The 21,251-nt window shown below is 63.7% G+C and carries 19 protein-coding genes; 16 read left to right on the top strand and 3 right to left on the bottom strand.

Annotated features, from left to right (window positions below):
* The 15 genes from BJQ17_RS21390 to BJQ17_RS21320 all read left to right on the top strand — a co-directional run.
* Positions 1 to 608 (top strand): tellurite resistance TerB family protein (locus tag BJQ17_RS21390; protein WP_070096594.1); only part of this gene is annotated, 608 nt, incomplete at its 5' end.
* Positions 609 to 778: 170 nt separating this feature from the next.
* Positions 779 to 2,401: a methyl-accepting chemotaxis protein gene (locus BJQ17_RS21385; protein ID WP_003252189.1), complete on the top strand. Its 1,623-nt coding sequence runs from the start codon at positions 779 to 781 to the stop codon at positions 2,399 to 2,401.
* A gap of 5 nt (positions 2,402 to 2,406) precedes the next feature.
* On the top strand, positions 2,407 to 2,931 hold the full coding sequence (locus tag BJQ17_RS21380) for a chemotaxis protein CheW (RefSeq protein ID WP_003252193.1): 525 nt from the start codon (positions 2,407 to 2,409) through the stop codon (positions 2,929 to 2,931).
* The gene (locus BJQ17_RS21375) at positions 2,928 to 4,211 is read left to right on the top strand and encodes a protein-glutamate O-methyltransferase CheR (RefSeq protein ID WP_070096593.1); all 1,284 of its coding nucleotides are present in this window, start codon (positions 2,928 to 2,930) and stop codon (positions 4,209 to 4,211) included. Before BJQ17_RS21380 ends, BJQ17_RS21375 begins: the two co-directional genes overlap by 4 nt.
* Complete coding sequence (locus BJQ17_RS21370) at positions 4,208 to 4,873, top strand: chemotaxis protein CheW (protein WP_054889480.1); 666 nt, start codon at positions 4,208 to 4,210, stop codon at positions 4,871 to 4,873. Before BJQ17_RS21375 ends, BJQ17_RS21370 begins: the two co-directional genes overlap by 4 nt.
* Entirely contained in the window at positions 4,870 to 7,167 is a 2,298-nt protein-coding gene (locus tag BJQ17_RS21365) for a hybrid sensor histidine kinase/response regulator (RefSeq protein ID WP_014860540.1), read from the top strand. Before BJQ17_RS21370 ends, BJQ17_RS21365 begins: the two co-directional genes overlap by 4 nt.
* A complete protein-coding gene (gene wspF / locus BJQ17_RS21360; RefSeq protein ID WP_003252202.1) occupies positions 7,164 to 8,177 on the top strand; it encodes a Wsp signal transduction system protein-glutamate methylesterase WspF in 1,014 nt (337 codons plus the stop codon). Before BJQ17_RS21365 ends, wspF begins: the two co-directional genes overlap by 4 nt.
* 51 nt (positions 8,178 to 8,228) lie before the next feature.
* Positions 8,229 to 9,233, top strand: a complete 1,005-nt coding sequence (gene wspR / locus BJQ17_RS21355) for a Wsp signal transduction system regulator diguanylate cyclase WspR (protein WP_003252204.1) — start codon at positions 8,229 to 8,231, stop codon at positions 9,231 to 9,233.
* A 137-nt stretch (positions 9,234 to 9,370) separates the two neighbouring features.
* Positions 9,371 to 10,466 (top strand): peptide chain release factor 2 gene (prfB, locus tag BJQ17_RS31310; protein WP_098089306.1). Its coding sequence is split into 2 segments (ribosomal slippage): positions 9,371 to 9,442 and positions 9,444 to 10,466, totalling 1,095 coding nucleotides; the frame shifts between segments, so codons are not numbered across the junction.
* Between the two features lie 93 nt (positions 10,467 to 10,559).
* Entirely contained in the window at positions 10,560 to 12,062 is a 1,503-nt protein-coding gene (gene lysS / locus BJQ17_RS21345) for a lysine--tRNA ligase (protein ID WP_003252208.1), read from the top strand.
* Positions 12,063 to 12,241: 179 nt separating this feature from the next.
* Positions 12,242 to 12,946: a TetR/AcrR family transcriptional regulator gene (locus BJQ17_RS21340; RefSeq protein ID WP_003252210.1), complete on the top strand. Its 705-nt coding sequence runs from the start codon at positions 12,242 to 12,244 to the stop codon at positions 12,944 to 12,946.
* A 30-nt stretch (positions 12,947 to 12,976) separates the two neighbouring features.
* The gene (locus tag BJQ17_RS21335) at positions 12,977 to 13,525 is read left to right on the top strand and encodes a hypothetical protein (protein WP_003252213.1); all 549 of its coding nucleotides are present in this window, start codon (positions 12,977 to 12,979) and stop codon (positions 13,523 to 13,525) included.
* Positions 13,526 to 13,664: 139 nt separating this feature from the next.
* Positions 13,665 to 14,942 carry a flavohemoglobin expression-modulating QEGLA motif protein gene (locus tag BJQ17_RS21330; protein ID WP_003252215.1) on the top strand — a complete coding sequence of 426 codons (1,278 nt, stop codon included), beginning with the start codon at positions 13,665 to 13,667 and terminating at the stop codon, positions 14,940 to 14,942.
* Complete coding sequence (locus tag BJQ17_RS21325) at positions 14,914 to 15,837, top strand: alpha/beta hydrolase (RefSeq protein ID WP_003252217.1); 924 nt, start codon at positions 14,914 to 14,916, stop codon at positions 15,835 to 15,837. The genes BJQ17_RS21330 and BJQ17_RS21325 overlap by 29 nt, the downstream gene beginning before the upstream one ends.
* Complete coding sequence (locus tag BJQ17_RS21320) at positions 15,834 to 16,160, top strand: hypothetical protein (protein WP_003252219.1); 327 nt, start codon at positions 15,834 to 15,836, stop codon at positions 16,158 to 16,160. Before BJQ17_RS21325 ends, BJQ17_RS21320 begins: the two co-directional genes overlap by 4 nt.
* Positions 16,161 to 16,300: 140 nt before the next feature.
* On the opposite strand, the gene BJQ17_RS21315 is transcribed toward BJQ17_RS21320, so the two are convergent.
* The 3 genes from BJQ17_RS21315 to BJQ17_RS21305 all read right to left on the bottom strand — a co-directional run bounded on the left by BJQ17_RS21315 (position 16,301) and on the right by BJQ17_RS21305 (position 18,177).
* Positions 16,301 to 17,092 (bottom strand): OmpA family protein, encoded by a 792-nt coding sequence (locus BJQ17_RS21315; protein WP_003252221.1) that lies wholly within the window; start codon positions 17,090 to 17,092, stop codon positions 16,301 to 16,303.
* A gap of 50 nt (positions 17,093 to 17,142) precedes the next feature.
* On the bottom strand, positions 17,143 to 17,556 hold the full coding sequence (locus tag BJQ17_RS21310) for a DUF4398 domain-containing protein (RefSeq protein ID WP_003252223.1): 414 nt from the start codon (positions 17,554 to 17,556) through the stop codon (positions 17,143 to 17,145).
* A 276-nt stretch (positions 17,557 to 17,832) separates the two neighbouring features.
* A complete protein-coding gene (locus tag BJQ17_RS21305; RefSeq protein WP_003252225.1) occupies positions 17,833 to 18,177 on the bottom strand; it encodes a hypothetical protein in 345 nt (114 codons plus the stop codon).
* A 260-nt stretch (positions 18,178 to 18,437) separates the two neighbouring features.
* Between BJQ17_RS21305 and ppc the strand changes: the two genes are divergently transcribed.
* A complete protein-coding gene (gene ppc / locus BJQ17_RS21300) occupies positions 18,438 to 21,065 on the top strand; it encodes a phosphoenolpyruvate carboxylase (RefSeq protein WP_003252227.1) in 2,628 nt (875 codons plus the stop codon).
* Positions 21,066 to 21,251 lie beyond the last annotated feature (186 nt).

The following is a 21,251-nucleotide window of genomic DNA, read 5'->3' as shown; positions in this document are numbered from 1 at the left end:
CCAAGCCTGGCAACCCTTCAGGCGGGTTGGGCGGGTTGTTGTCCGGAGCAGGGGGCGGCCTGCTGGGTGGGGGCGCTCTGGGCCTGTTGCTGGGTAGCAAGAAGGCCCGCAAGTACGGTGGCAAAGCCCTGACTTACGGTGGCCTCGCCGCGCTGGGGGTGCTGGCCTATAAAGCTTACGGCAACTGGCAGGCAAACCAGCGGGGGGCCGCAGCCGAGCCTCAAACCCTCGACCGCCTGCCGCCGGCCCAGGCCGAGCAGCACAGCCAGGCGGTACTGCGCGCCCTGGTGGCGGCGGCCAAGTCCGATGGGCATATCGACGAGCGCGAGCGGGCGTTGATCGAGGGCGAATTCACGCGCCTGGACAGCGACCGCGAATTGCAGCACTGGCTGCATGCCGAGCTGAACAAGCCGCTGGACCCGGCCGAAGTGGCCCGTGCTGCGCAAACACCGGAGATGGCTGCCGAGATGTACCTGGCCAGCGTGATGATGGTCGATCAGGAAAACTTCATGGAGCGTGCCTACCTGGACGAGCTGGCACGTCAGCTGCGGCTGGACCCGGGCTTGCGCCAGGAGCTGGAAAGCCAGGTGCGGTTGGCTGCAGTGTAGTGGCGGTGCTTGCCACGGCCTATTCAGCGCCTGTGAGATCGAGCGCCTCCCGCGCGGCGCTCGGTCTCACAGGCGCTAAATTCCTAACGACAATCACATCAAAACCGTAAGACCTCTGGGCTATACTTCGGCGATTTTTCCCGCTCGTTGTGAATTCCTGAGGGCTGAATGTGAAGAACTGGACCTTGCGCCAACGGATCCTGGCAAGTTTCGCCGTGATCATCGCCATCATGCTGCTGATGATCGTGGCCGCCTACTCGCGGTTGGTGACTATCGAAACCGCCGAAGAGGCGGTGGGGACCGACAGCATTCCCGGCGTCTACTACAGCTCGATGATCCGCAGCGCTTGGGTCGACAGCTACGTCACCAGCCAGCAACTGGTGGGCCTGTCCAACCATCGTGAAATCACTTCGGCCGACCTGGAACTATTCAGAAGCTTCGATAACCGGCTGAAGCAATACATGACCAGCTACCAGGCCACCATCCACGACAAAGATGACCAGGTCCGCTTCGACAGATTTGTGGAACTGGAAGAGAACTACCTCAAGATCGTCGGTCAGGTGCTCGATGCGTACCGCGAACACAACTACGGCGAAGCCCAGCAGTTGATCACTGATGTCCTCACCCCAGCCTGGGTGGAGGGGCGCAAGCACCTCAATGAAGTCATTGAGAACAATCGGGTTTCTGCCGGCGCCGCCACCAACGAGATCGTCAACGCGGTCAACACGGCCAAAGGCAGCATGGTGGTTTCCCTGTTGCTGGCAATCATCGCTGCCGGCATCTGCGGCCTGCTGCTGATGCGCGCTATCTCGGCGCCCATGCAGCGTATTGTGCATGCCCTCGACAAGCTGCGTTCCGGTGACCTGAGCATGCGCCTGAGCCTGGATCGCAAGGACGAATTCGGTGCCATCGAAAGCGGCTTCAACGAAATGGCCGAGGCACTGGCCAACCTGGTGGCCCAGGCCCAACGCTCGTCGGTGCAGGTGACCACTTCGGTCACCGAAATTGCCGCCACGTCCAAGCAACAGCAGGCCACCGCCACCGAGACGGCCGCCACCACCACCGAAATTGGCGCCACCTCGCGGGAAATCGCCGCGACTTCGCGGGACCTGGTGCGCACCATGACCGAAGTGACGACGGCGGCTGATCAGGCATCCAGTCTGGCGGGCTCCGGGCAACAGGGCCTGGCACGCATGGAAGAGACCATGCACCAGGTGATGGGCGCTGCCGACCTGGTCAATGCCAAGCTCGGTATCCTCAACGAGAAAGCCAGCAACATCACCCAGATGGTGGTAACCATCGTCAAGGTTGCCGACCAGACCAATCTGCTGTCGCTCAACGCCGCCATCGAAGCGGAAAAGGCCGGTGAATATGGCCGCGGCTTTGCCGTGGTCGCGACCGAAGTGCGCCGCCTGGCCGACCAGACCGCCGTGGCCACCTACGACATCGAGCAAATGGTGCGCGAGATCCAGTCAGCAGTGTCGGCCGGTGTCATGGGGATGGACAAGTTCTCCGAAGAAGTGCGCCGCGGCATGTTCGAGGTGCAACAGGTGGGCGAGCAACTCAGCCAGATCATTCACCAGGTGCAGGCTTTGGCGCCGCGCGTATTGATGGTCAACGAAGGCATGCAGGCCCAGGCCACCGGTGCCGAGCAGATCAACCAGGCACTGGCCCAGCTCAGCGATGCCAGCACCCAGACTGTCGAGTCGCTGCGCCAGGCCAGCTATGCCATCGATGAGCTGAGCCAGGTGGCTGCGGGCCTGCGTGGCGGCGTGTCGCGCTTCAAAGTCTGACCGCGATGAACGACTTGCAACTGCGCACCGCGCGGGCGGCGAACACCGAGGGGGCGGCGAACACCGAGGGGGCGTTGTACCTGCAGTTTCGCATCAGAACGCAGCGTTTTGCCCTGAGCGTGCACGAGGTGATCGAAGTGTTGCCGCGTCAGCCGCTCAAGCCGATCGCCCAGGCACCTGCCTGGGTCGCGGGCATCCTCGCCCATCGTGGCCAGTTGGTTCCGGTCATCGACCTTGCCGCCTTGAGCTTTGGCCAGCCGGCGGTGCAACGCACCAGCACCCGCCTGGTACTGGTGCATTACCGAGGCGGCCTGCAGCTTGGCCTGATCCTGGAGCAGGCCACCGAAACCCTGCGTTGCCAACCGGACGAGTTCCAGCCCTATGGGGTGGACACCGGTGAAGCGCCTTATCTGGGCCCGGTGCGCCAGGATGCCCAGGGGCTGCTGCAGCGCATCGAAGTCAATGACCTGCTGCCCGACACCGTGCACGCATTGCTGTACACGCAAGACCCGACAGGGATGCCAACATGAACGAACAGCGTTTCTTCCGCTTCTTGCGCGAGCGTATTGGCCTGGACGTGGAGTCGGTGGGCGCACCCATGGTCGAACGCGCGCTGCGCCAACGTTGCGTGGCTGCGGGCGCGATGGACCTGGACGATTACTGGCTGCGCCTGCAGCAGTCGGCAGATGAGCAACAGGCGCTGATCGAAGCGGTGATCGTCCCGGAAACCTGGTTTTTCCGTTACCCCGAATCCTTCACTGCGCTGGCCAGCCTGGCCCATAAACGCCTGGCTAAACTGGCTGGCGCGCGCCCGCTGCGATTACTCAGCCTGCCGTGTTCTACTGGCGAGGAGCCCTATTCGCTGGCCATGGCCTTGTTTGACGCCGGCATGGCGCCTGGGGCATTCCTTGTCGATGGAATGGACATCAGCCCAAGTTCAGTAGCCAAGGCCGTGCAGGCGGTGTATGGGCGCAATGCGTTCCGGGGTAGCGAACTGGGTTTTCGCGAGCGCTACTTCGATGCTCTGGACGAAGGCCACCGCCTGCATGAGCGGGTACGCCAGCAAGTCAGCCTGCGGGTGGGCAATGTGCTTGACCCGGCGTTGGCCAGCCGCGACGGCCTGTATGACTTCGTGTTCTGTCGCAATCTGTTGATCTATTTCGACGTACCGACCCAACAGCGTGTGTTCGAAGTGCTCAAGCGCTTGCTGCATCCGCAGGGTGTGCTGTTCATCGGCCCGGCCGAAGGCAGCTTGTTGGCACGCATGGGCATGCGTCCATTGGGGATCGCCCAGTCGTTTGCCTATGTGCGTCATGAAGGAGACAGCGCCCCCTTGGCAGCGGCACCCGTCCAACCCGCCAAGCGTGCGTTCACGGCGTTGCCCGCACCGGTTTATCCGCAGCCCAGTGTGCCGTTGCCGCGTCCGCTGCGTCCGCTGCGTGTGCTGCCCGTGGTGGCCAGGCCAGCGCCAGCCCGCGAGCACAGGCACGAGGGGGCCAGCGAATTGCTTGCCGACATTGCCCGGTTGGCCAATGCCGGTGCCAGCGATCAGGCCCGTAGCGAATGCCAACGCTACCTGAGCCAGTACCCGCCGTCGGCACAGGTGTACTACTGGCTGGGTTTGCTCAGTGATACCGAAGGCGATGCGCAGCAGGCGCTGAGCCACTATCGCAAGGCCCTGTACCTGGAACCACAGCACCCCGAGGCGCTGGTGCACCTGGCCGCTTTGCTGGCGGCCCAGGGTGACCTTGCCGGCGCTCGGCGCCTTCAGGCGCGCGCGGCGCGGGCTGGCCGGGAGTCTGAACGATGAACAGTGAATCCGCGATGCAGTTGCTCGCCGAGGATGACGCGCACATTGACGACTGCTGGAACCGCATTGGCGTGCGCGGGGACAAGCAGTGCCCACTGCTGGAGCGGCATGTCCATTGCCGCAATTGCGAGGTGTATGCCGCTGCGGCCACGCGTTTGCTCGACCGCTATGCGCTGGTGCAGGAGCACCAGGCTGCGGCGGTGCAGCCGGACGCGGAAAACACCGGTCGCTCCATGCTGCTGTTCCGTCTGGGCGAAGAGTGGCTGGCGCTGGCTACCGCCTGCCTGGCCGAAATCGCCCCGCTGCAGGCGGTGCATTCATTGCCGCACCAGCGCTCGCGGCTGCTGCATGGGGTTGCCAATGTGCGCGGTGCGTTGGTGCCGTGCCTGTCACTGGCTGATTTGCTGGGGGTGCAGGCCGGCTCCAACGAGCAACGCAGCGCACGGGCGATGCCCCGTATGCTGATTCTGGCCGCCGAAGGCGGGCCGGTGGTGATGGCTGTCGAGGAAATCGACGGTATTCACCGGCTCGACCCGCAGTTGCTGGGCAGTGGCCGGGACGCCACACGCTTCACCGCCGCAGTCTTGCAGTGGCGCGGCCGCAGCGTGCGGGTTCTGGACGATCAACATTTACTGTCTGCCGTGCAGCGGAGCCTGTCATGACCCCAGAGCAAATGCGCGACGCATCGTTGCTCGAACTGTTCAGCCTGGAGGCCGAGGCGCAGACCCAAGTGCTCAGTGCCGGCCTGATGGCACTGGAACGCAACCCTACTCAGGCCGACCAGCTCGAGGCCTGCATGCGCGCTGCCCACTCGCTCAAGGGGGCAGCGCGCATTGTCGGGGTGGATGCTGGCGTCAGTGTCGCCCACGTCATGGAAGACTGTCTGGTGGCGGCCCAGGAAGGCCGACTGCGGCTGACCGCCGAGCATATTGACGCGCTGTTGCAAGGTACCGACCTGTTGATGCGTATTGCCACGCCCGGCGATGCCGGTGCGCAGGCGACCTTGCCGGTGTTTCTTGCGCAAATGGCCAGCCTGCTCGACCCTGGCGCCTCTGCCATGCCTGTGGTGCCGCTGGCTGCATCCGTGCCGCCGGAGCCGCCGCTGGCAACCCTGCCGCCTGCACCTGTGGTAATGCCAGCCGGACCGCGGGAACCAGAGCCCGAACCCGCCCTGCGGCGCAAGGCTGGCAAGCGCGCTGGCGAAGGTGCTGAGCGGGTACTGCGTGTCACAGCTGACCGTCTTAATAGCCTGCTTGACCTGTCCAGCAAGTCGCTGGTGGAAACCCAGCGGCTCAAGCCATACCTGGCTACCCTTCAGCGCCTCAAGCGCATGCACGGCCAAGGTATGCAGGCGCTTGACGGCTTGCGCATGCAACTGGAAGGCACGGGGCAGGGCAGTGAGGTGCTCGAAGCCTTGGCACAGACCCAGCGCCTGCTGGCAGAGACCCAGCAGATTCTGCAGCAGCAGGCAGCCGACCTGGATGAGTTCGGCTGGCAGGCCAGTCAGCGTGCGCAGTTGTTGTATGACACCGCCCTGGCCTGTCGGATGCGGCCGTTTGCCGACGTGCTGACCGGGCAAAGCCGCATGGTCCGCGACCTGGGCCGTTCGCTGGGCAAGCCGGTGCGGCTGGTGGTGGAAGGGGAGAAGACCCAGGTCGACCGCGATGTGCTGGAAAAGCTCGAAGCACCGCTGACCCACCTGTTGCGCAATGCCGTCGACCACGGCATCGAGTTGCCCGAGCGGCGCCTGCTGGCGGGCAAGCCGGACGAGGGGGTGATCCGCCTGCGGGCTTCGCACCAGGCGGGCATGCTCAGCCTGGAGCTGGTCGACGATGGCGCCGGTATCGACCTGGAGCGCCTGCGCAGCAGCATCGTCGAGCGCGCCCTGTCGCCCGCTGACACGGTGACGCGGATGAGTGAGGCGGAGCTGCTGACGTTCCTGTTCCTGCCCGGTTTCAGCCTGCGTGACAAGGTTACCGAAGTGTCCGGGCGCGGTGTGGGGCTGGATGCGGTGCAGCACTTGATCCGCGAGCTGCGTGGCTCGATCGAATTGACCCAGGTGGCAGGGCAGGGCTGTCGCTTCCATCTTCAGGTACCGCTGACCCTGTCGGTCGTTCGCAGCCTGGTGGTCGAGGTGGGCGGGGAGGCTTATGCCTTCCCGCTGGCGCATATCGAACGCACGCTGGAAGTGACCGCCGAACAGATCGTGCAGATCGAAGGGCGCCAGCACTTCTGGCACGAAGGCCGGCATATTGGCCTGGTGGCGGCCAGCCAGTTGCTCAATCGCCCGGCGGGGCAAAGCGACGAAGCCAGCTTGCGGGTAGTGGTGATTCGTGAGCGCGAGCAGCTGTACGGGGTGGCCGTGGAGCGGTTGGTGGGGGAGCGGGTGCTGGTCGTGATGCCGCTCGACCCACGCCTAGGGAAGGTGCAGGACATTTCCTCCGGCGCCTTGCTCGATGATGGCTCGGTGGTCCTGATTGTCGATGTCGAAGACTTGCTACGCTCGGTGGAAAAACTGCTCAGCACCGGCAGCCTGGAGCGCATCGAACGCGGCAGCAGCGGAGCCCGTGGCGCAGTCCGCAAACGCATCCTGGTGGTCGACGACTCGCTGACCGTGCGCGAACTGCAGCGCAAGCTGCTGGGCAACCGTGGCTACGACGTGGCGGTGGCGGTGGATGGCATGGACGGCTGGAACGCCCTGCGCAGTGAGGACTTCGACCTGCTGATCACCGACATCGACATGCCGCGCATGGACGGTATCGAGCTGGTTACCCTGGTGCGTCGCGACCAGCGCCTGCAGTCGTTGCCGGTGATGGTGGTGTCCTATAAAGACCGTGAGGAAGACCGACGGCGCGGGCTGGACGCTGGCGCCGACTACTATTTGGCAAAGGCCAGCTTCCACGACGATGCGTTGCTGGATGCTGTGGTGGAGCTGATCGGAGGTGCTCAGGGATGAAGATCGCCATCGTCAATGACATGCCCCTGGCCGTCGAAGCGTTGCGCCGGGCGGTTGCCCTGGAGCCCGCACACCAGGTTGTGTGGGTGGCCAGCAACGGTGCCGAGGCGGTGCAGCGCTGCACCGAGCAGTTACCGGACCTGATCCTCATGGACCTGATCATGCCGGTGATGGACGGTGTCGAGGCGACCCGGCGGATCATGGCCGAAACCCCGTGCGCCATCGTCATCGTGACGGTCGACCGTAAACAGAACGTACACCGGGTATTCGAGGCCATGGGCCATGGCGCTCTCGATGTGGTCGACACGCCTGCGCTCGGCGCTGGCGATGCCCGCGAAGCAGCGGCGCCATTGCTGCGCAAGATCCTCAATATTGGCTGGCTGGTCGGCCAGCAGCGGGCACCTGCCGCAAGGTCGGTCGCTGCGCCGCTGCGCGAGGCTTCCCAGCGCCGCGGGTTGGTGGCAATCGGGTCTTCGGCAGGTGGCCCTGCAGCACTCGAAGTATTGCTCAAGGGCTTGCCGGCAGCGTTTCCGGCGGCCATCGTGCTGGTCCAGCATGTGGACCAGGTGTTTGCCGCAGGCATGGCCGAGTGGCTCAGCAGCGCGGCAGGCCTGCCGGTGCGCCTGGCCCGTCAAGGCGAACCGCCGCAGCCAGGGCAGGTACTCCTGGCCGGTACCAACCACCACATTCGCCTGCTACAGGGCGGCCAACTGGCCTACACTGCCGAACCTGTGAATGAAATCTACCGGCCCTCGATCGATGTGTTCTTTGAGAGCGTGGCACGTTACTGGAATGGTGATGCGGTGGGCGTGCTGCTCACCGGCATGGGCCGCGACGGTGCCCAAGGCCTGAAGCTGATGCGTCAGCAGGGCTTTCTGACCATTGCCCAGGACCAGGCCAGCAGCGCGGTGTACGGCATGCCCAAGGCTGCTGCGGCTATTGATGCCGCGGTGGAAATTCGCCCGCTGGAACGCATAGCCGGGCGCTTGACTGAATTTTTCGCAAAATGACGAAATGTATTGAATCACGCCGCCAGGCCGGTAGTGATCGGGTGAACAATGATGAATGATTTACCGATCGAAGGTTTCGCGACCACCAATGAGAACTCGGCGATGGTGCTGCTGGTCGACGATCAGGCCATGATCGGCGAAGCGGTGCGGCGTGGCTTGGCCGATGAGGACAATATCGACTTCCACTTCTGTGCCGACCCGCACCAGGCGGTGGCCCAGGCCATGCGCATCAAGCCCACGGTCATTCTTCAAGACCTGATCATGCCTGGCCTGGACGGCTTGACCCTGGTGCGCGAGTACCGCAACAACCCGGTCACCCAGGACATCCCGATCATCGTCCTGTCGACCAAGGAAGACCCGCTGGTCAAGAGTGCGGCATTTGCCGCCGGGGCCAACGACTACCTGGTCAAGCTGCCTGACACCATCGAACTGGTGGCCCGCATCCGCTACCACTCGCGTTCCTACCTGACCCTGCTGCAGCGCGACGAGGCCTACCGTGCCCTGCGCGTCAGCCAGCAGCAGTTGCTTGATTCCAACCTGATGCTGCAGCGGCTGATGAACTCCGATGGCCTGACCGGGCTTTCCAACCGTCGCCACTTCGACGAGTACCTGGAGCTGGAGTGGCGCCGGGCCATGCGTGAACAGCAGCAGTTGTCGTTGCTGATGATCGACGTGGATTACTTCAAAGTCTACAACGACAGCTTTGGCCATCTGGCCGGTGACGAGGCCTTGCGCCAGGTCGCCGAAGCCATCCGTAGCTCGTGCTCGCGGCCGACCGACCTGCCGGCGCGCTATGGCGGCGAAGAGTTCGCCCTGGTGCTGCCCAATACCTCGCCAGGCGGGGCGAGGCTGGTGGCCGAAAAACTGCGCCAGACCGTGCTGGGCCTTGGCATCCCGCATACTGCGCCGACGGCTGATACGTGCTTGACCGTGAGCATCGGCCTGGCCACCCAGACTCCGGCTATCGGCAGCCATTGCCGGCAGCTGATTTCGGCGGCCGATAAAGGTCTTTACCTGGCCAAGAACGGTGGGCGTAACCAAGTCGGTATCGCCTGAGCTCCTGGAGACGGCGCGGCCTGCGTGAGAGCGCAGGTTGCCCTATCTACATACGACCGCCCGGCGGGTCTGCCGCCATGCTGCGGACTCGGTTATACTCGCGGGCTTTTCACCGAATTCGCACGAGTAGCCCGCCCATGGAAATCCAACCGATCCTGAACACCATCAAGGACCTCACCGAGCGTTCCCAGTCAATTCGGGGGTATCTTTGACTACGATCACAAGCATGACCGCCTGATCGAAGTCAACCGCGAGCTGGAAGACCCCAACGTCTGGAACAAGCCTGAGTACGCCCAGGCACTGGGCCGCGAGCGTGCCATGCTGGCCCAGGTCGTCGAGACCCTGGACAAGCTGTCCAACGGCCTGGGTGACTGCCAGGACCTGCTCGACATGGCCGTCGAGGAAAATGACGAAAGCGCCGTCGGCGACGTCGTGACCGAGCTGGAAGGCCTGGAAGAAAACCTGGCCCAGCTTGAGTTCCGTCGCATGTTCAGCGGCGAGATGGACATGAACAACGCCTACCTGGACATCCAGGCCGGCTCCGGTGGTACTGAGGCGCAGGACTGGGCCAACATCCTGCTGCGCATGTACCTGCGCTGGGCCGACAAGCGTGGTTTCGACGCCACCATCATCGAGCTTTCCGAAGGCGAGGTCGCCGGTATCAAGGGCGCCACCGTGCACATCAAGGGCGAGTACGCCTTCGGCTGGCTGCGCACCGAGATCGGCGTGCACCGCCTTGTGCGCAAAAGCCCGTTCGACTCCGGCGCCCGTCGTCACACGTCGTTCTCGGCGGTGTTCGTGTCGCCTGAGATCGACGACAAGGTCGAGATCGACATCAACCCGTCCGACCTGCGTATCGACACCTACCGCTCCTCGGGTGCCGGTGGTCAGCACGTGAACACCACCGACTCTGCGGTGCGTATCACCCACGTGCCTACCAACACCGTGGTGGCCTGCCAGAACGAACGCTCCCAGCACGCCAACAAGGACACCGCCATGAAAATGCTGCGGGCCAAGTTGTACGAGCTGGAAATGCAGAAGCGCAACGCTGCTTCGCAGGCGCTGGAAGACAGCAAGTCGGACATCGGCTGGGGCCACCAGATTCGCTCCTACGTGCTGGATGACTCGCGCATCAAGGACCTGCGTACCGGCGTCGAACGCAGCGACTGCCAGAAGGTCCTCGATGGCGACCTTGACCAGTACCTGGAAGCGAGCCTCAAGCAGGGCCTGTAAGCCGCACACCCATGCCGCGCTACCTGGCCAGCCGCCGGTAGCGCGTGCCCTGCCCGGAACGGGCAACGAATACCTGATGGAAAGAATGACGACATGAGCGACCTGAAGACCGAATCGCAAGACCTGCAACAGGAAGAAAACGCCCTGATCGCCCTGCGCAAGGAAAAACTTGCCGCCGAGCGTGCCAAGGGCAATGCCTTCCCCAACGACTTCCGTCGCGACAGCTACTGCAACGACCTGCAGAAGCAGTACGCGGACAAGACCAAGGAAGAGCTGGAAGCAGCCGCGATCCCGGTCAAGGTAGCCGGCCGCATCATGCTCAACCGTGGCTCGTTCATGGTTATCCAGGACATGACTGGCCGTATTCAGGTCTACGTCAACCGCAAGACCCTGCCGGAAGAAACCCTGGCCGCGGTCAAGACCTGGGACCTGGGCGACATCATCAGCGCCGAAGGCACCCTGGCCCGTTCCGGCAAGGGCGACCTGTACGTCGAAATGACCAACGTACGGCTGCTGACCAAGTCGCTGCGCCCGCTGCCCGACAAGCACCACGGCCTGACCGACACCGAGCAGCGCTACCGCCAGCGCTACGTCGACCTGATGGTCAACGAAGAAACCCGCCACACCTTCCGTGTGCGTTCGCAGGTGATCTCGCACATCCGCAAGTTCCTCATCGAGCGCGACTTCCTTGAAGTCGAAACGCCGATGCTGCAGACCATCCCGGGCGGTGCGGCAGCCAAGCCGTTCGAAACCCACCACAACGCCCTGGACATGGCCATGTTCCTGCGTATCGCGCCGGAGCTGTACCTCAAGCGCCTGGTCGTGGGTGGCTTCGAAAAAGTGTTCGAGATCAACCGTAACTTCCGCAACGAAGGCGTTTCGACTCGTCACAACCCTGAGTTCACCATGCTCGAGTTCTACCAGGCCTACGCCGACTACCGCGACAACATGGACCTCACCGAGGAACTGTTCCGCGAGCTGGCGCAACTGGTACTGGGCTCTACCGACGTACCGTACGGCGACAAGGTCTTCCACTTCGGCGAGCCGTTCGTACGCCTGTCGGTGTTCGACTCGATCCTCAAGTACAACCCGGAGCTGACCGCTGCCGACCTGCAGGACGTCGACCGCGCCCGTGAGATTGCCAAGAAGGCCGGCGCCAAGGTGCTGGGCCATGAAGGCCTGGGCAAGCTGCAGGTGATGATTTTCGAAGAGCTGGTCGAGCACAAGCTGGAACAGCCGCACTTCATTACCGAGTACCCGTTCGAAGTGTCGCCGCTGGCCCGTCGCAACGACGACAACCCGGCCGTTACCGACCGTTTCGAGCTGTTCATCGGTGGCCGCGAGATCGCCAACGCCTACTCCGAGCTCAACGATGCCGAAGATCAGGCCGAGCGCTTCCTGGCCCAGGTGGCCGAGAAGGACGCGGGTGACGATGAAGCCATGCACTATGACGCCGACTTCGTTCGTGCGCTGGAGTACGGCATGCCGCCGACCGCCGGTGAAGGTATCGGCATCGACCGCCTGGTGATGCTGCTGACCAACTCGCCGTCGATCCGCGACGTCATCCTGTTCCCGCACATGCGTCCGCAGGCTTGAGTGAGCTGAACGAGCCGCCTTTCGAGGCGGCTTTTTCTTGCCTGAAGCTTTATGTTGTCAGTACCGGCCTCTTCGCGGGTAAACCCGCTCCTACAAAGGCCTTGTAGGAGCGGGTTTACCCGCGAAGGGGCCAGCACTGACGAAACACCGCCCATGAGGTATCCCCCGTGACACCCGCCATGCCTGACCAAGGCGCCGCCGGCATCGCCACCGCCGTCGCCGAAAGCGTGCAATACCAAGGCCGCAAGACTGCCCGCCAAGGCAGCGAACAGCGTCGCCAGTTGATTCTCGATGCCGCCATGCGCATTGTCGTGCGCGATGGCGTGCGCGGTGTGCGCCACCGGGCAGTGGCCGCCGAGGCCGGCGTGCCATTGTCGGCCACCACCTACTACTTCAAGGACATCGAGGACCTGCTCACCGATACCTTTGCCCAGTACGTCGAGCGCAGTGCGGCTTACATGGCCAAGCTGTGGGCCAACACCGAGGTGGTGTTGCGCCAGTTGCTGGCACAGGGCGATGGCAGCCCGCAGGCCCGGGCGCGGCTGGCTGACGAGGTGGCGCGCATGACCGCCGACTACGTTCAGCGGCAACTGCTGAACCGCCGTGACTTCCTGATGGCCGAGCAGGCCTTTCGCCAGGAAGCATTGCTGTGCCCGCGACTGGCTGAGCTGGTGTGCGCTCATGAGCAGATCCTGCTGCACGGCACCCGGCAATTGCTGCAAGTCGTGGGCTCGCGGCAGCCGGAGCAGGATGCACAGATGTTGACGGCGATTATCGAGCAGTTGGAATATCAAGGCCTGCTCAAGCAAGCGAATGCGCAAGCCGATGGGCAGATGCTCGCTATGCTTACCCGATACCTGCAGCTGGTGCTGGCATCGGCCTGAGCCGAGAACGACCTTTTCAAGGAGAACCTGATGAGAGCCTGGCGTGTGGTGTTGTTGACTTTGTCATTCCTGCTGCTGGGCGGTTGTCTGGTGACCTTCCATGAGCCTTTGCCCAGCAACCAGGCAGCGCCCAAGGCCTTGCTCGGCAAGTGGAGCAGCAAGGACGCCTGGGGAGAGCCGTTGAAACTGGTGATCAGCCGTAGCGGTGGCGACGCCTACAAGGCAGTGGCCACCGCCAAGGGCAAGGCGCCTGAAGAGTACGTGTTCACCGTGTCACGCCATGGCAACCGCTGGTACTTGTCGGCCGGCGTGCCCAAGCGCCTGGGTGGCAATTTCCTGATTGGCGGCTTCGATATCGTCGACGGCAAGGAGCTGGTGGTCTACAACCTGGATGTCGAGCAGGTACAGCAGGCGGTGGACAACAAGGAACTGACCGGTCGCAGTACCGAAGTGCCGGACGACAACGGCGATGGCGTGCTGATCGATAGCCCGGCGGCGCGGGTGCTGGCCTACCTGGACGACCCGGCCAACTCCGACCTGTTCGTCGAAGTGGCGCGGTTCCAGCGTTCCGGCAAGTAGTGGCCTGTACCGGCCTCTTTGCGGGCAGGCCCGCTCCTACAGGGGCCTTACCAAGCCTGGGCTCCGTGATATCCCTGTAGGAGCGGGCTTGCCCGCGAAGAGGCCGGTACAGGTTTCGTGTACTAGAAAGGAGTCCCCGGTGGACGAATACCAGCAAACCATCCGCGCCCTGTCCGACCGCATCGTCGCGGCACAGACGCCTATCCGGGTCCTGGACGCGGTGAAGTGGGACGACAACATCCGCCAGGGCTTTCTCAAGGCCAAGGGCAAGGAGCCGCCGGCGGTTGATCGTGCCTACTACCAATCGCGTCCGCTGTCGTTCGACTCCAGCGCGGTCAAGGCCGAGTTCCAGGGCATCGAGCGCGACATCATTCGCCAGTTGGGCCAGTTCAACCCGGTCGGGCAGATCATGAAGCGCATGTGCCGCGAATACCGCATGGTGGTGCGCATGCTTGAAGCGCGCGGTACCGAGGACTTCGGCCTGATCTCCCAGGAGCTGTACGGCGCCGCCTCGGATGCTTTCCACGCCGGTGATCCGACCCTGGCCGACCTTGGCCTGATGCTGTCGGACTACCTGAACAACATCGATGGCCGTGGTGACCTCAAGGATGAGCCAAAGAATCTCACCGCCAAGGAGGCGGTGGAGATCCTCCAGCACCGGCTGAACAACGTGTTCGGCGAGGCTGAAGGGACCATTCGCGTGTTCGAGTCCGACGGTATCGTCGCCGATGCCGCAGCCGGTGCCGACTACATCAAGGTGCGTGCCGATGCCATGTTCAACGCCCGCGATGTGCGCGCCCTGGAGGTGCATGAAGGGTTGGTGCATGTCGGCACCACGCTCAATGGCCTGAACCAGCCGATCTGCACCTTCCTGGCCAAAGGCCCGCCCTCATCGACGGTAACCCAGGAGGGCCTGGCGATTCTCATGGAGGTGATCGCCTTTGCCTCCTACCCCAGCCGCCTGCGCAAGCTCACCAACCGCACCCGTGCCATCCACATGGTCGAGGAGGGTGCAGACTTCATGCAGGTCTACGGTTTCTTCCGCGAGCAGGGCTTTGAGATGGCGCAGAGCTACAGCAACGCCAGCCGGGTGTTCCGCGGGTCGGTACCCAACGGCCTGCCATTCACCAAGGACTTGTCCTATCTCAAGGGCTTCATCATGGTTTACAACTACATTCAGTTGGCCGTGAAGAAGGGCAAACTGGAACAGATCCCGTTGCTGTTCTGTGGCAAGACCACCCTGGAAGACATGCGCACCCTGCGCCAACTTGTCGAGGAAGGGTTGGTCGAGCCGCCCAAGTACCTGCCTGAACAGTTCCGCGACCTGAGTGCGTTGTCGGCCTGGATGTGCTTCTCCAACTTCCTCAACCACCTGAGCCTGGATCGCATTGAAGCCGACTACGCGAACATTCTCTGAGCACTGCCGCCTGCTCGTCCTCGGCCTGGCCCTGCTGAGCCTTGGCGGTTGCAGCAGCCTGTTGTTCTACCCCGAGCGTGGTCAGGCCTTCACCCCTGAGCGTGCCAAGCTGGAATACCGCGATGTCACGCTGACCACTGCTGATGGCATCCGCCTTCACGGTTGGTGGCTGCCAGCCAAGGCCGGGGTCGAAGTCAAGGGCACGGTGCTGCACCTGCACGGCAACGGCGGTAACCTGCCAGGGCACCTGGGGGGTAGCTACTGGCTGCCGGAGCAGGGCTACCAGGTGTTGATGATCGATTACCGCGGCTATGGCTTGTCTCAGGGCCAGCCGAGCCTGCCGGAGGTGTACCAGGACATTGCTGCAGCCATGGCCTGGCTGGAGCAGGCGCCCGAGGTCAAGGGCAAGCCACTGGTACTGCTGGGGCAGAGCCTGGGCGGTGCCATGGCCATTCATTACCTGGCGGCCCACCCCGAGCAGCGTCAGCGCTTCAGCGCCCTGGTGTTCGATGGTGTGCCGGCCAGTTACCGCGCGGTGGGGCGCTTTGCGCTCAGCACCTCCTGGATGACCTGGCCATTGCAGGTTCCGCTGTCGTGGCTAGTGCCGGACGGCGACAGCGCGATCCGCTCGATCGAGCGATTGAGCAGCCCGCCCAAGTTGTTTTTCCACAGCATCGACGACAACCTGGTGCCGATGGACAACGGCATCCGCCTTTATCAGCACGCGCCACCACCGCGGGTGCTGCAACTGACCCGGGGGGGGCACGTGCAGACCTTCGCCGACCCTACCTGGCGTCAGGTGATGCTGCGGTTTCTCGATGACCCCAGCCATTTCAACGGCCTGCGGCGGCTTGCCGAAGTGCCCAATTTCCCTGACGAGAAGAACAAGCAATGAGTGAAGAACGCAACGCCATCCCGCTGATCCTGACCGGCGTCGGTAGCATCATCGTGACGGTGGGGGCCTTGTGGTATTACGGTTACCTGCATTTCGCCAAGCCCGAAGATGCCCTGCTGCTGCAGGATTTCACCATGCTCAAGACCATCCCCGGCGAGGACTACAAGGTATCGCTGGACCCGGCGCCGCAAGTGGCCCAGTGCGTCGACGGCGTGCTGGTGCTGTTCGACACCCAGCAGAAAGGCCTGACCGGCGTGCTGGTGGACAACCGCAAGCGCGCGGTGCGCTGCATGGGCGAGGAAACACCGCAGCAGGTGCAGTGAGCCGGCTCTTTCGCGGGCAAGCCCGCGCCTGCGACGACTTCATTGCCCCCTGTAGGAGCGGGTTCACCCGCGAAGAGGCCAGAACAGGCAAAAGAAAGCCCCGCGTCGATCGCGGGGCTTGTCCTTTCAGCTAGCCAGCCTTAGCGCTGAACCTGGCTCACCGAGCGTGGTGCCACCGGCTGGTTGTCGTTGGAGATGGTCACCTCCACCCGACGGTTCTGCGCACGTCCCGAGTTGCTCGAGTTGTCCGCTACTGGGTACTCCTTGCCATAGCCCTGGGAAACGATACGCGCCGGATCTACCCCGGCACGCACCAGTGCCATGCGCACGCTGTTGGCACGGCGCTCGGACAGGGTCTGGTTGTAGTTGGCCGAGCCGACGCTGTCGGTGTAGCCCTCGACGATCACCTTGCGTTCCGGGTTTTCCTGAAGGAACTGGGCCAGCTTGGTGATGTTCGGGTAAGCGCTGCTCTTGAGTTCGGCCTTGTTGAAGTCGAACAGCACGTCGCCGAAGGTCACCAGCGTTCCGCGGTCGGTCTGCTTGGCGTTGAGGCTGTCCTGCAGCTTGGCGATCTGCGCGTCGCGGGCATCCAGCTTGGCCTGGGCGCGCTGGGCCGAGGCATTCTTCAGTTCAGCTTCGGCGGTGCGCAGGGCAATGGTCTGCTTGGCCACTTCGACGCGCTGGTTGGTCAGGTAGGCCAATTGGTCGACTTTCTTCTCGTCTTCACGGTCCATGTAGGCCTTGTCGGCCTTGTTCAGCCAGTCCTGAGCGTCCTTGGTCTCCAGTGCCGCGACTTTGCTCGCTTGCGGGTCGCTCTGCAGCGAGGAGAAGTTGGTGCGGGCCGATTCCAGGTTGGCATTCGGATCGTGCGAGCAGGCAGCAAGACCGACGCTCAGGGCCAGCAGGGCGGGAATCATGACGTGTTTGCGCATAGTGTTCATCCTTTGATCGTGTGCGAAGGCTAAGGTTGGCGGGGCAGGGCTTATTGAGCGCTGCGCAGGCCTTCCTCACGTACGTCCTGAACGCCCTGGCGGGCATCCTGCACGGCCTTCTGGGCTTTAGCTGCCTGGGCCTTGCGTTCGGCGAGGCGAGCATCCCACTCGGCCTGTTGGGCCAGGCGCTTGGCCTCGTCGTACTTCTTGTCATGCATGGCGATTTCGGCTTGCTTGAACTTGTCCTGAGCCGCTTTCATTTCCACGGCGGCGAACTCGGTACCGCCAGCGCTGACGGCGGAGTTCACGGCGGACTGGGTAACGGCATACTGCTCGGTGGGCGGATTGCCCGCACAGCCGGCCAGGACCAGGCTACTGCCCAGCGCCAGCGCGGCCAGCTTGAACCCGCGCACATGAGTGGATGACAGTTGGCTAGTGCGGGTCTTCATGGTGGTCAGCTCCATTGGATCACTCCTGATAACGACGATGTCCGTAGCAGTCCATCGCTCAATCCCTGACAAAACCGCGCGCTTCAGCTCAACGGTGCACGAGGGCAGTGTGCAGGGTTTTAGCGTGATGGCTATTGGCTCCGACTCGAACGTTTTTCGAATAGTTCAGAAAAAAGCGCTGTAATCGAATAACTATTTCTGACTGATCGGTCAGTGCGATTTACCTGGAACTTTCCCAGGCTGGAGCGGTATTCCGGGCCTTGAGCAGGCCCGGAATGCTGGGGCGCAGGATTATTTGTCGGTGTCGACTGTCGCGTTGCTCAAGTTGTGCAGGTGCTGGCGGGACAGGGAGAGAAAGCGCGGTGTAGGACCAACGTCTTCGTACAGCGGGTCGCCTTCTTCGTCGGTGGCGATGACCTGGCGGCCCTGCACATAGGGGAAGCTGGCTTCCAGTTCTTCAAGGGCGGCGGCGACCAGTTCGCCGAGCAGTTCTTCGGCGGTGCGCTTGGGGTACATGTCGATCAGCGCGGCCAGGCGCGCTTCGGACTCCAGGTCCAGATGCAGGACATGGCCGGTACGGCTGAGGGTACCGGCGGCATTCTGTTCCCAGTGCTGGGCGAGTTCACGGATTTTCATGATGACCTCTGTTGACGCCTGGAAAGGCTGCACTGCATGGGAGTGCTGTGCTTTCACTTTAGTTTGGTTTGGCCGATCACGGCTTGCCATCGTCGCCCGGCTGTGGGCACTCTTGGGGGATACCGCCCCCCTGTAGGAGCGGGTTTACCCGCGAACACCGGCAACGCCGGTGCCAGGCACCGCATTGGGCTCTTCACGGGTTAACCCGCTCTGGCACAGGGCGCGCCAAGGCTGAGAGGGATGCAACGGAGAGAGCGCCAGTGACCGATATCGATGTGCGTTTGCGTGAAGATGTCCATGTGTTGGGGGAGCTGCTTGGCGAAACCATTCGCCAGCAGCACGGCGATGCGTTCCTGCAGAAAATCGAGGACATCCGCCACAGTGCCAAGGCCGACCGCCGTGGCCCGGGTGAGCAGCTGAGCTCAACCTTGGCGGACCTGGCCGAAGAAGACCTGCTGCCCGTAGCGAGGGCCTTCAACCAGTTCCTCAACCTGGCCAACATGGCCGAGCAGTACCAGTTGATCCGCCGCCGCGACGCTGACCAGCCCGAGCCGTTCGAAGCGCAGGTACTGCCCGAGCTGCTGGGGCGCTTGAAGCAGGCCGGCCACAGCAACGATGCCCTGGCCCGGCAACTGGCCAAGCTCGATATCCAGTTGGTGCTCACCGCACATCCCACCGAAGTGGCCCGTCGCACGCTGATCCAGAAGTACGACGCGATCGCCGGCCAACTGGCCGCGCAGGACCATCGTGACCTGACCTCGGCAGAACGCCAGCAAGTGCGTGAACGCCTGCGCCGGCTGATCGCCGAGGCCTGGCACACCGAGGAAATCCGCCGTACCCGGCCTACGCCGGTAGACGAAGCCAAGTGGGGTTTCGCAGTGATCGAGCATTCACTGTGGCATGCCATCCCCAGCCACCTGCGCAAGGTCGACAAGGCTCTGCTGGAGGCCACTGGCCTGCGCCTGCCACTGGAGGCCGCGCCGATTCGCTTTGCCTCGTGGATGGGTGGGGACCGTGATGGCAACCCCAATGTAACGGCTGCCGTCACCCGCGAAGTACTCCTGCTGGCGCGCTGGATGGCCGCCGACCTGTTCCTGCGCGACATCGATGCACTGGCCGCCGAGTTGTCCATGCAGCAGGCCAACGACGCCCTGCGCAAACAGGTTGGCGACAGTGCCGAACCCTACCGCGCTGTGCTCAAGCAACTGCGCGACCGCCTGCGTGCGACACGCGCATGGGCGCATTCGGCCTTGACCAGCAAGCAACCGGCCGGTGCCGACGTGCTGGTGGACAACCGCGAGCTGATCGCGCCGCTGGAGCTGTGCTACCAGTCACTGCACGAATGCGGCATGGGCGTGATCGCCGAGGGGCCGCTGCTTGACTGCCTGCGTCGTGCGGTGACCTTCGGCCTGTTCCTGGGCCGCCTGGACGTACGCCAGGACGCTGCCCGCCACCGTGATGCGCTGACCGAGATTACCGATTACCTGGGCCTGGGGCGTTACGCCGACTGGGATGAGGAGCAGCGCATCGCGTTTCTCCAGGCCGAGCTGAAAAACCGCCGGCCCCTGCTACCTGCGCATTTCAAGCCGCAGGCGGACACCGCCGAAGTGCTGGCGACCTGCCGGGAAGTGGCCGCTGCGCCGGCCGCCTCGCTGGGGTCTTACGTCATCTCCATGGCCGGTGCCGCCTCGGATGTATTGGCGGTGCAACTGTTGCTCAAGGAAGCCGGCCTGACCCGCCCCATGCGTGTGGTGCCACTGTTCGAGACCTTGGCCGACCTCGACAATGCCGGCCCGGTCATGCAGCGCCTGCTTGGCCTGCCGGGCTACCGCGCGGGCCTGCGCGGCCCGCAGGAAGTGATGATCGGCTACTCCGATTCGGCCAAGGACGCCGGCACCACCGCTGCTGCCTGGGCGCAGTACCGGGCTCAGGAAAACCTGGTGCGTATCTGTGCCGAGCATCAGGTCGAGCTGCTGCTGTTCCACGGCCGTGGCGGTACGGTCGGGCGAGGCGGCGGCCCGGCCCATGCCGCGATCCTGTCGCAGCCGCCGGGTTCGGTGGCGGGGCGTTTCCGCACCACCGAGCAGGGTGAAATGATTCGCTTCAAGTTCGGTTTGCCGGGCATCGCCGAGCAAAACCTCAACCTGTACCTGGCTGCCGTCCTTGAAGCCACGCTGTTGCCACCACCGCCCCCGCAGCCGGCCTGGCGTGAGGTGATGGACCAGTTGGCCGCCGATGGTGTCCAGGCCTACCGCAGCGTGGTACGGGAGAATCCCGATTTCGTCGAGTACTTCCGCCAGTCGACGCCAGAACAGGAGCTGGGGCGCCTGCCGTTGGGCAGCCGCCCGGCCAAGCGTCGTGCCGGGGGCATCGAAAGCCTGCGGGCCATCCCGTGGATCTTCGGCTGGACCCAGACCCGGCTGATGCTGCCGGCCTGGCTGGGCTGGGAAACGGCGCTGACCAATGCCTTGGCCCGTGGTCAGGGAGAGTTGCTGGCGCAAATGCGCGAGCAATGGCCGTTCTTCCGCACCCGCATCGACATGCTGGAAATGGTACTGGCCAAAGCGGATGCGCAAATTGCCGAGGCCTACGACGAACGTCTGGTGCAACCGCACTTGCGTCCTTTAGGTGCGCACCTGCGCGACCTATTGTCGCAGTCATGCCAGGTCGTGCTGGGTCTGACCGGGCAGCCGGTGCTACTGGCGCACAGCCCCGAGACACTGGAATTCATTAGCCTGCGCAATACCTATCTGGACCCGTTGCACCGCCTGCAGGCAGAGTTGCTGGCCCGCTCGCGCAGCCGCGAAGCCGCTCTGGACAGCCCGTTGGAGCAGGCCTTGCTGGTGACCGTGGCGGGTATTGCCGCCGGGCTGCGCAACACCGGCTAAGGGCGAGCCCGGGCCATGTCTGGTGACGGCCATACAGGCCCGGCACAATGACGGGGAGGGCGGTTGCGCCAGGCGCAACCGCCTGCCCGGTCAGCCGCAAGTGGCGCATTCCTGCAACTTTGGGACGCTTGTCTGGCTGCCGGGCGCTGTGTATCTTGAGCAGCCTTCTGACCGATTTATGGTCAT

The organism is Pseudomonas sp. NBRC 111139 (assembly GCF_001753955.1).
Lineage (GTDB): Bacteria > Pseudomonadota > Gammaproteobacteria > Pseudomonadales > Pseudomonadaceae > Aquipseudomonas > Aquipseudomonas alloputida.
This window is presented reverse-complemented; position numbering and strand designations above follow the sequence as displayed.

Bases quoted from the DNA above. Each gene is read 5' to 3' on its own strand.
- BJQ17_RS21380 (WP_003252193.1), top strand. From the start codon at position 2,407: ATGAACGACTTGCAACTGCGCACCGCGCGGGCGGCGAACACCGAGGGG.
- BJQ17_RS21375 (WP_070096593.1), top strand. From the start codon at position 2,928: ATGAACGAACAGCGTTTCTTCCGCTTCTTGCGCGAGCGTATTGGCCTG.
- BJQ17_RS21370 (WP_054889480.1), top strand. From the start codon at position 4,208: ATGAACAGTGAATCCGCGATGCAGTTGCTCGCCGAGGATGACGCGCAC.
- BJQ17_RS21365 (WP_014860540.1), top strand. From the start codon at position 4,870: ATGACCCCAGAGCAAATGCGCGACGCATCGTTGCTCGAACTGTTCAGC.
- wspF (WP_003252202.1), top strand. From the start codon at position 7,164: ATGAAGATCGCCATCGTCAATGACATGCCCCTGGCCGTCGAAGCGTTG.
- wspR (WP_003252204.1), top strand. From the start codon at position 8,229: ATGAATGATTTACCGATCGAAGGTTTCGCGACCACCAATGAGAACTCG.
- lysS (WP_003252208.1), top strand. From the start codon at position 10,560: ATGAGCGACCTGAAGACCGAATCGCAAGACCTGCAACAGGAAGAAAAC.
- BJQ17_RS21340 (WP_003252210.1), top strand. From the start codon at position 12,242: ATGCCTGACCAAGGCGCCGCCGGCATCGCCACCGCCGTCGCCGAAAGC.
- BJQ17_RS21335 (WP_003252213.1), top strand. From the start codon at position 12,977: ATGAGAGCCTGGCGTGTGGTGTTGTTGACTTTGTCATTCCTGCTGCTG.
- BJQ17_RS21320 (WP_003252219.1), top strand. From the start codon at position 15,834: ATGAGTGAAGAACGCAACGCCATCCCGCTGATCCTGACCGGCGTCGGT.
- BJQ17_RS21315 (WP_003252221.1), bottom strand. From the start codon at position 17,092: ATGCGCAAACACGTCATGATTCCCGCCCTGCTGGCCCTGAGCGTCGGT.
- BJQ17_RS21310 (WP_003252223.1), bottom strand. From the start codon at position 17,556: ATGGAGCTGACCACCATGAAGACCCGCACTAGCCAACTGTCATCCACT.
- BJQ17_RS21305 (WP_003252225.1), bottom strand. From the start codon at position 18,177: ATGAAAATCCGTGAACTCGCCCAGCACTGGGAACAGAATGCCGCCGGT.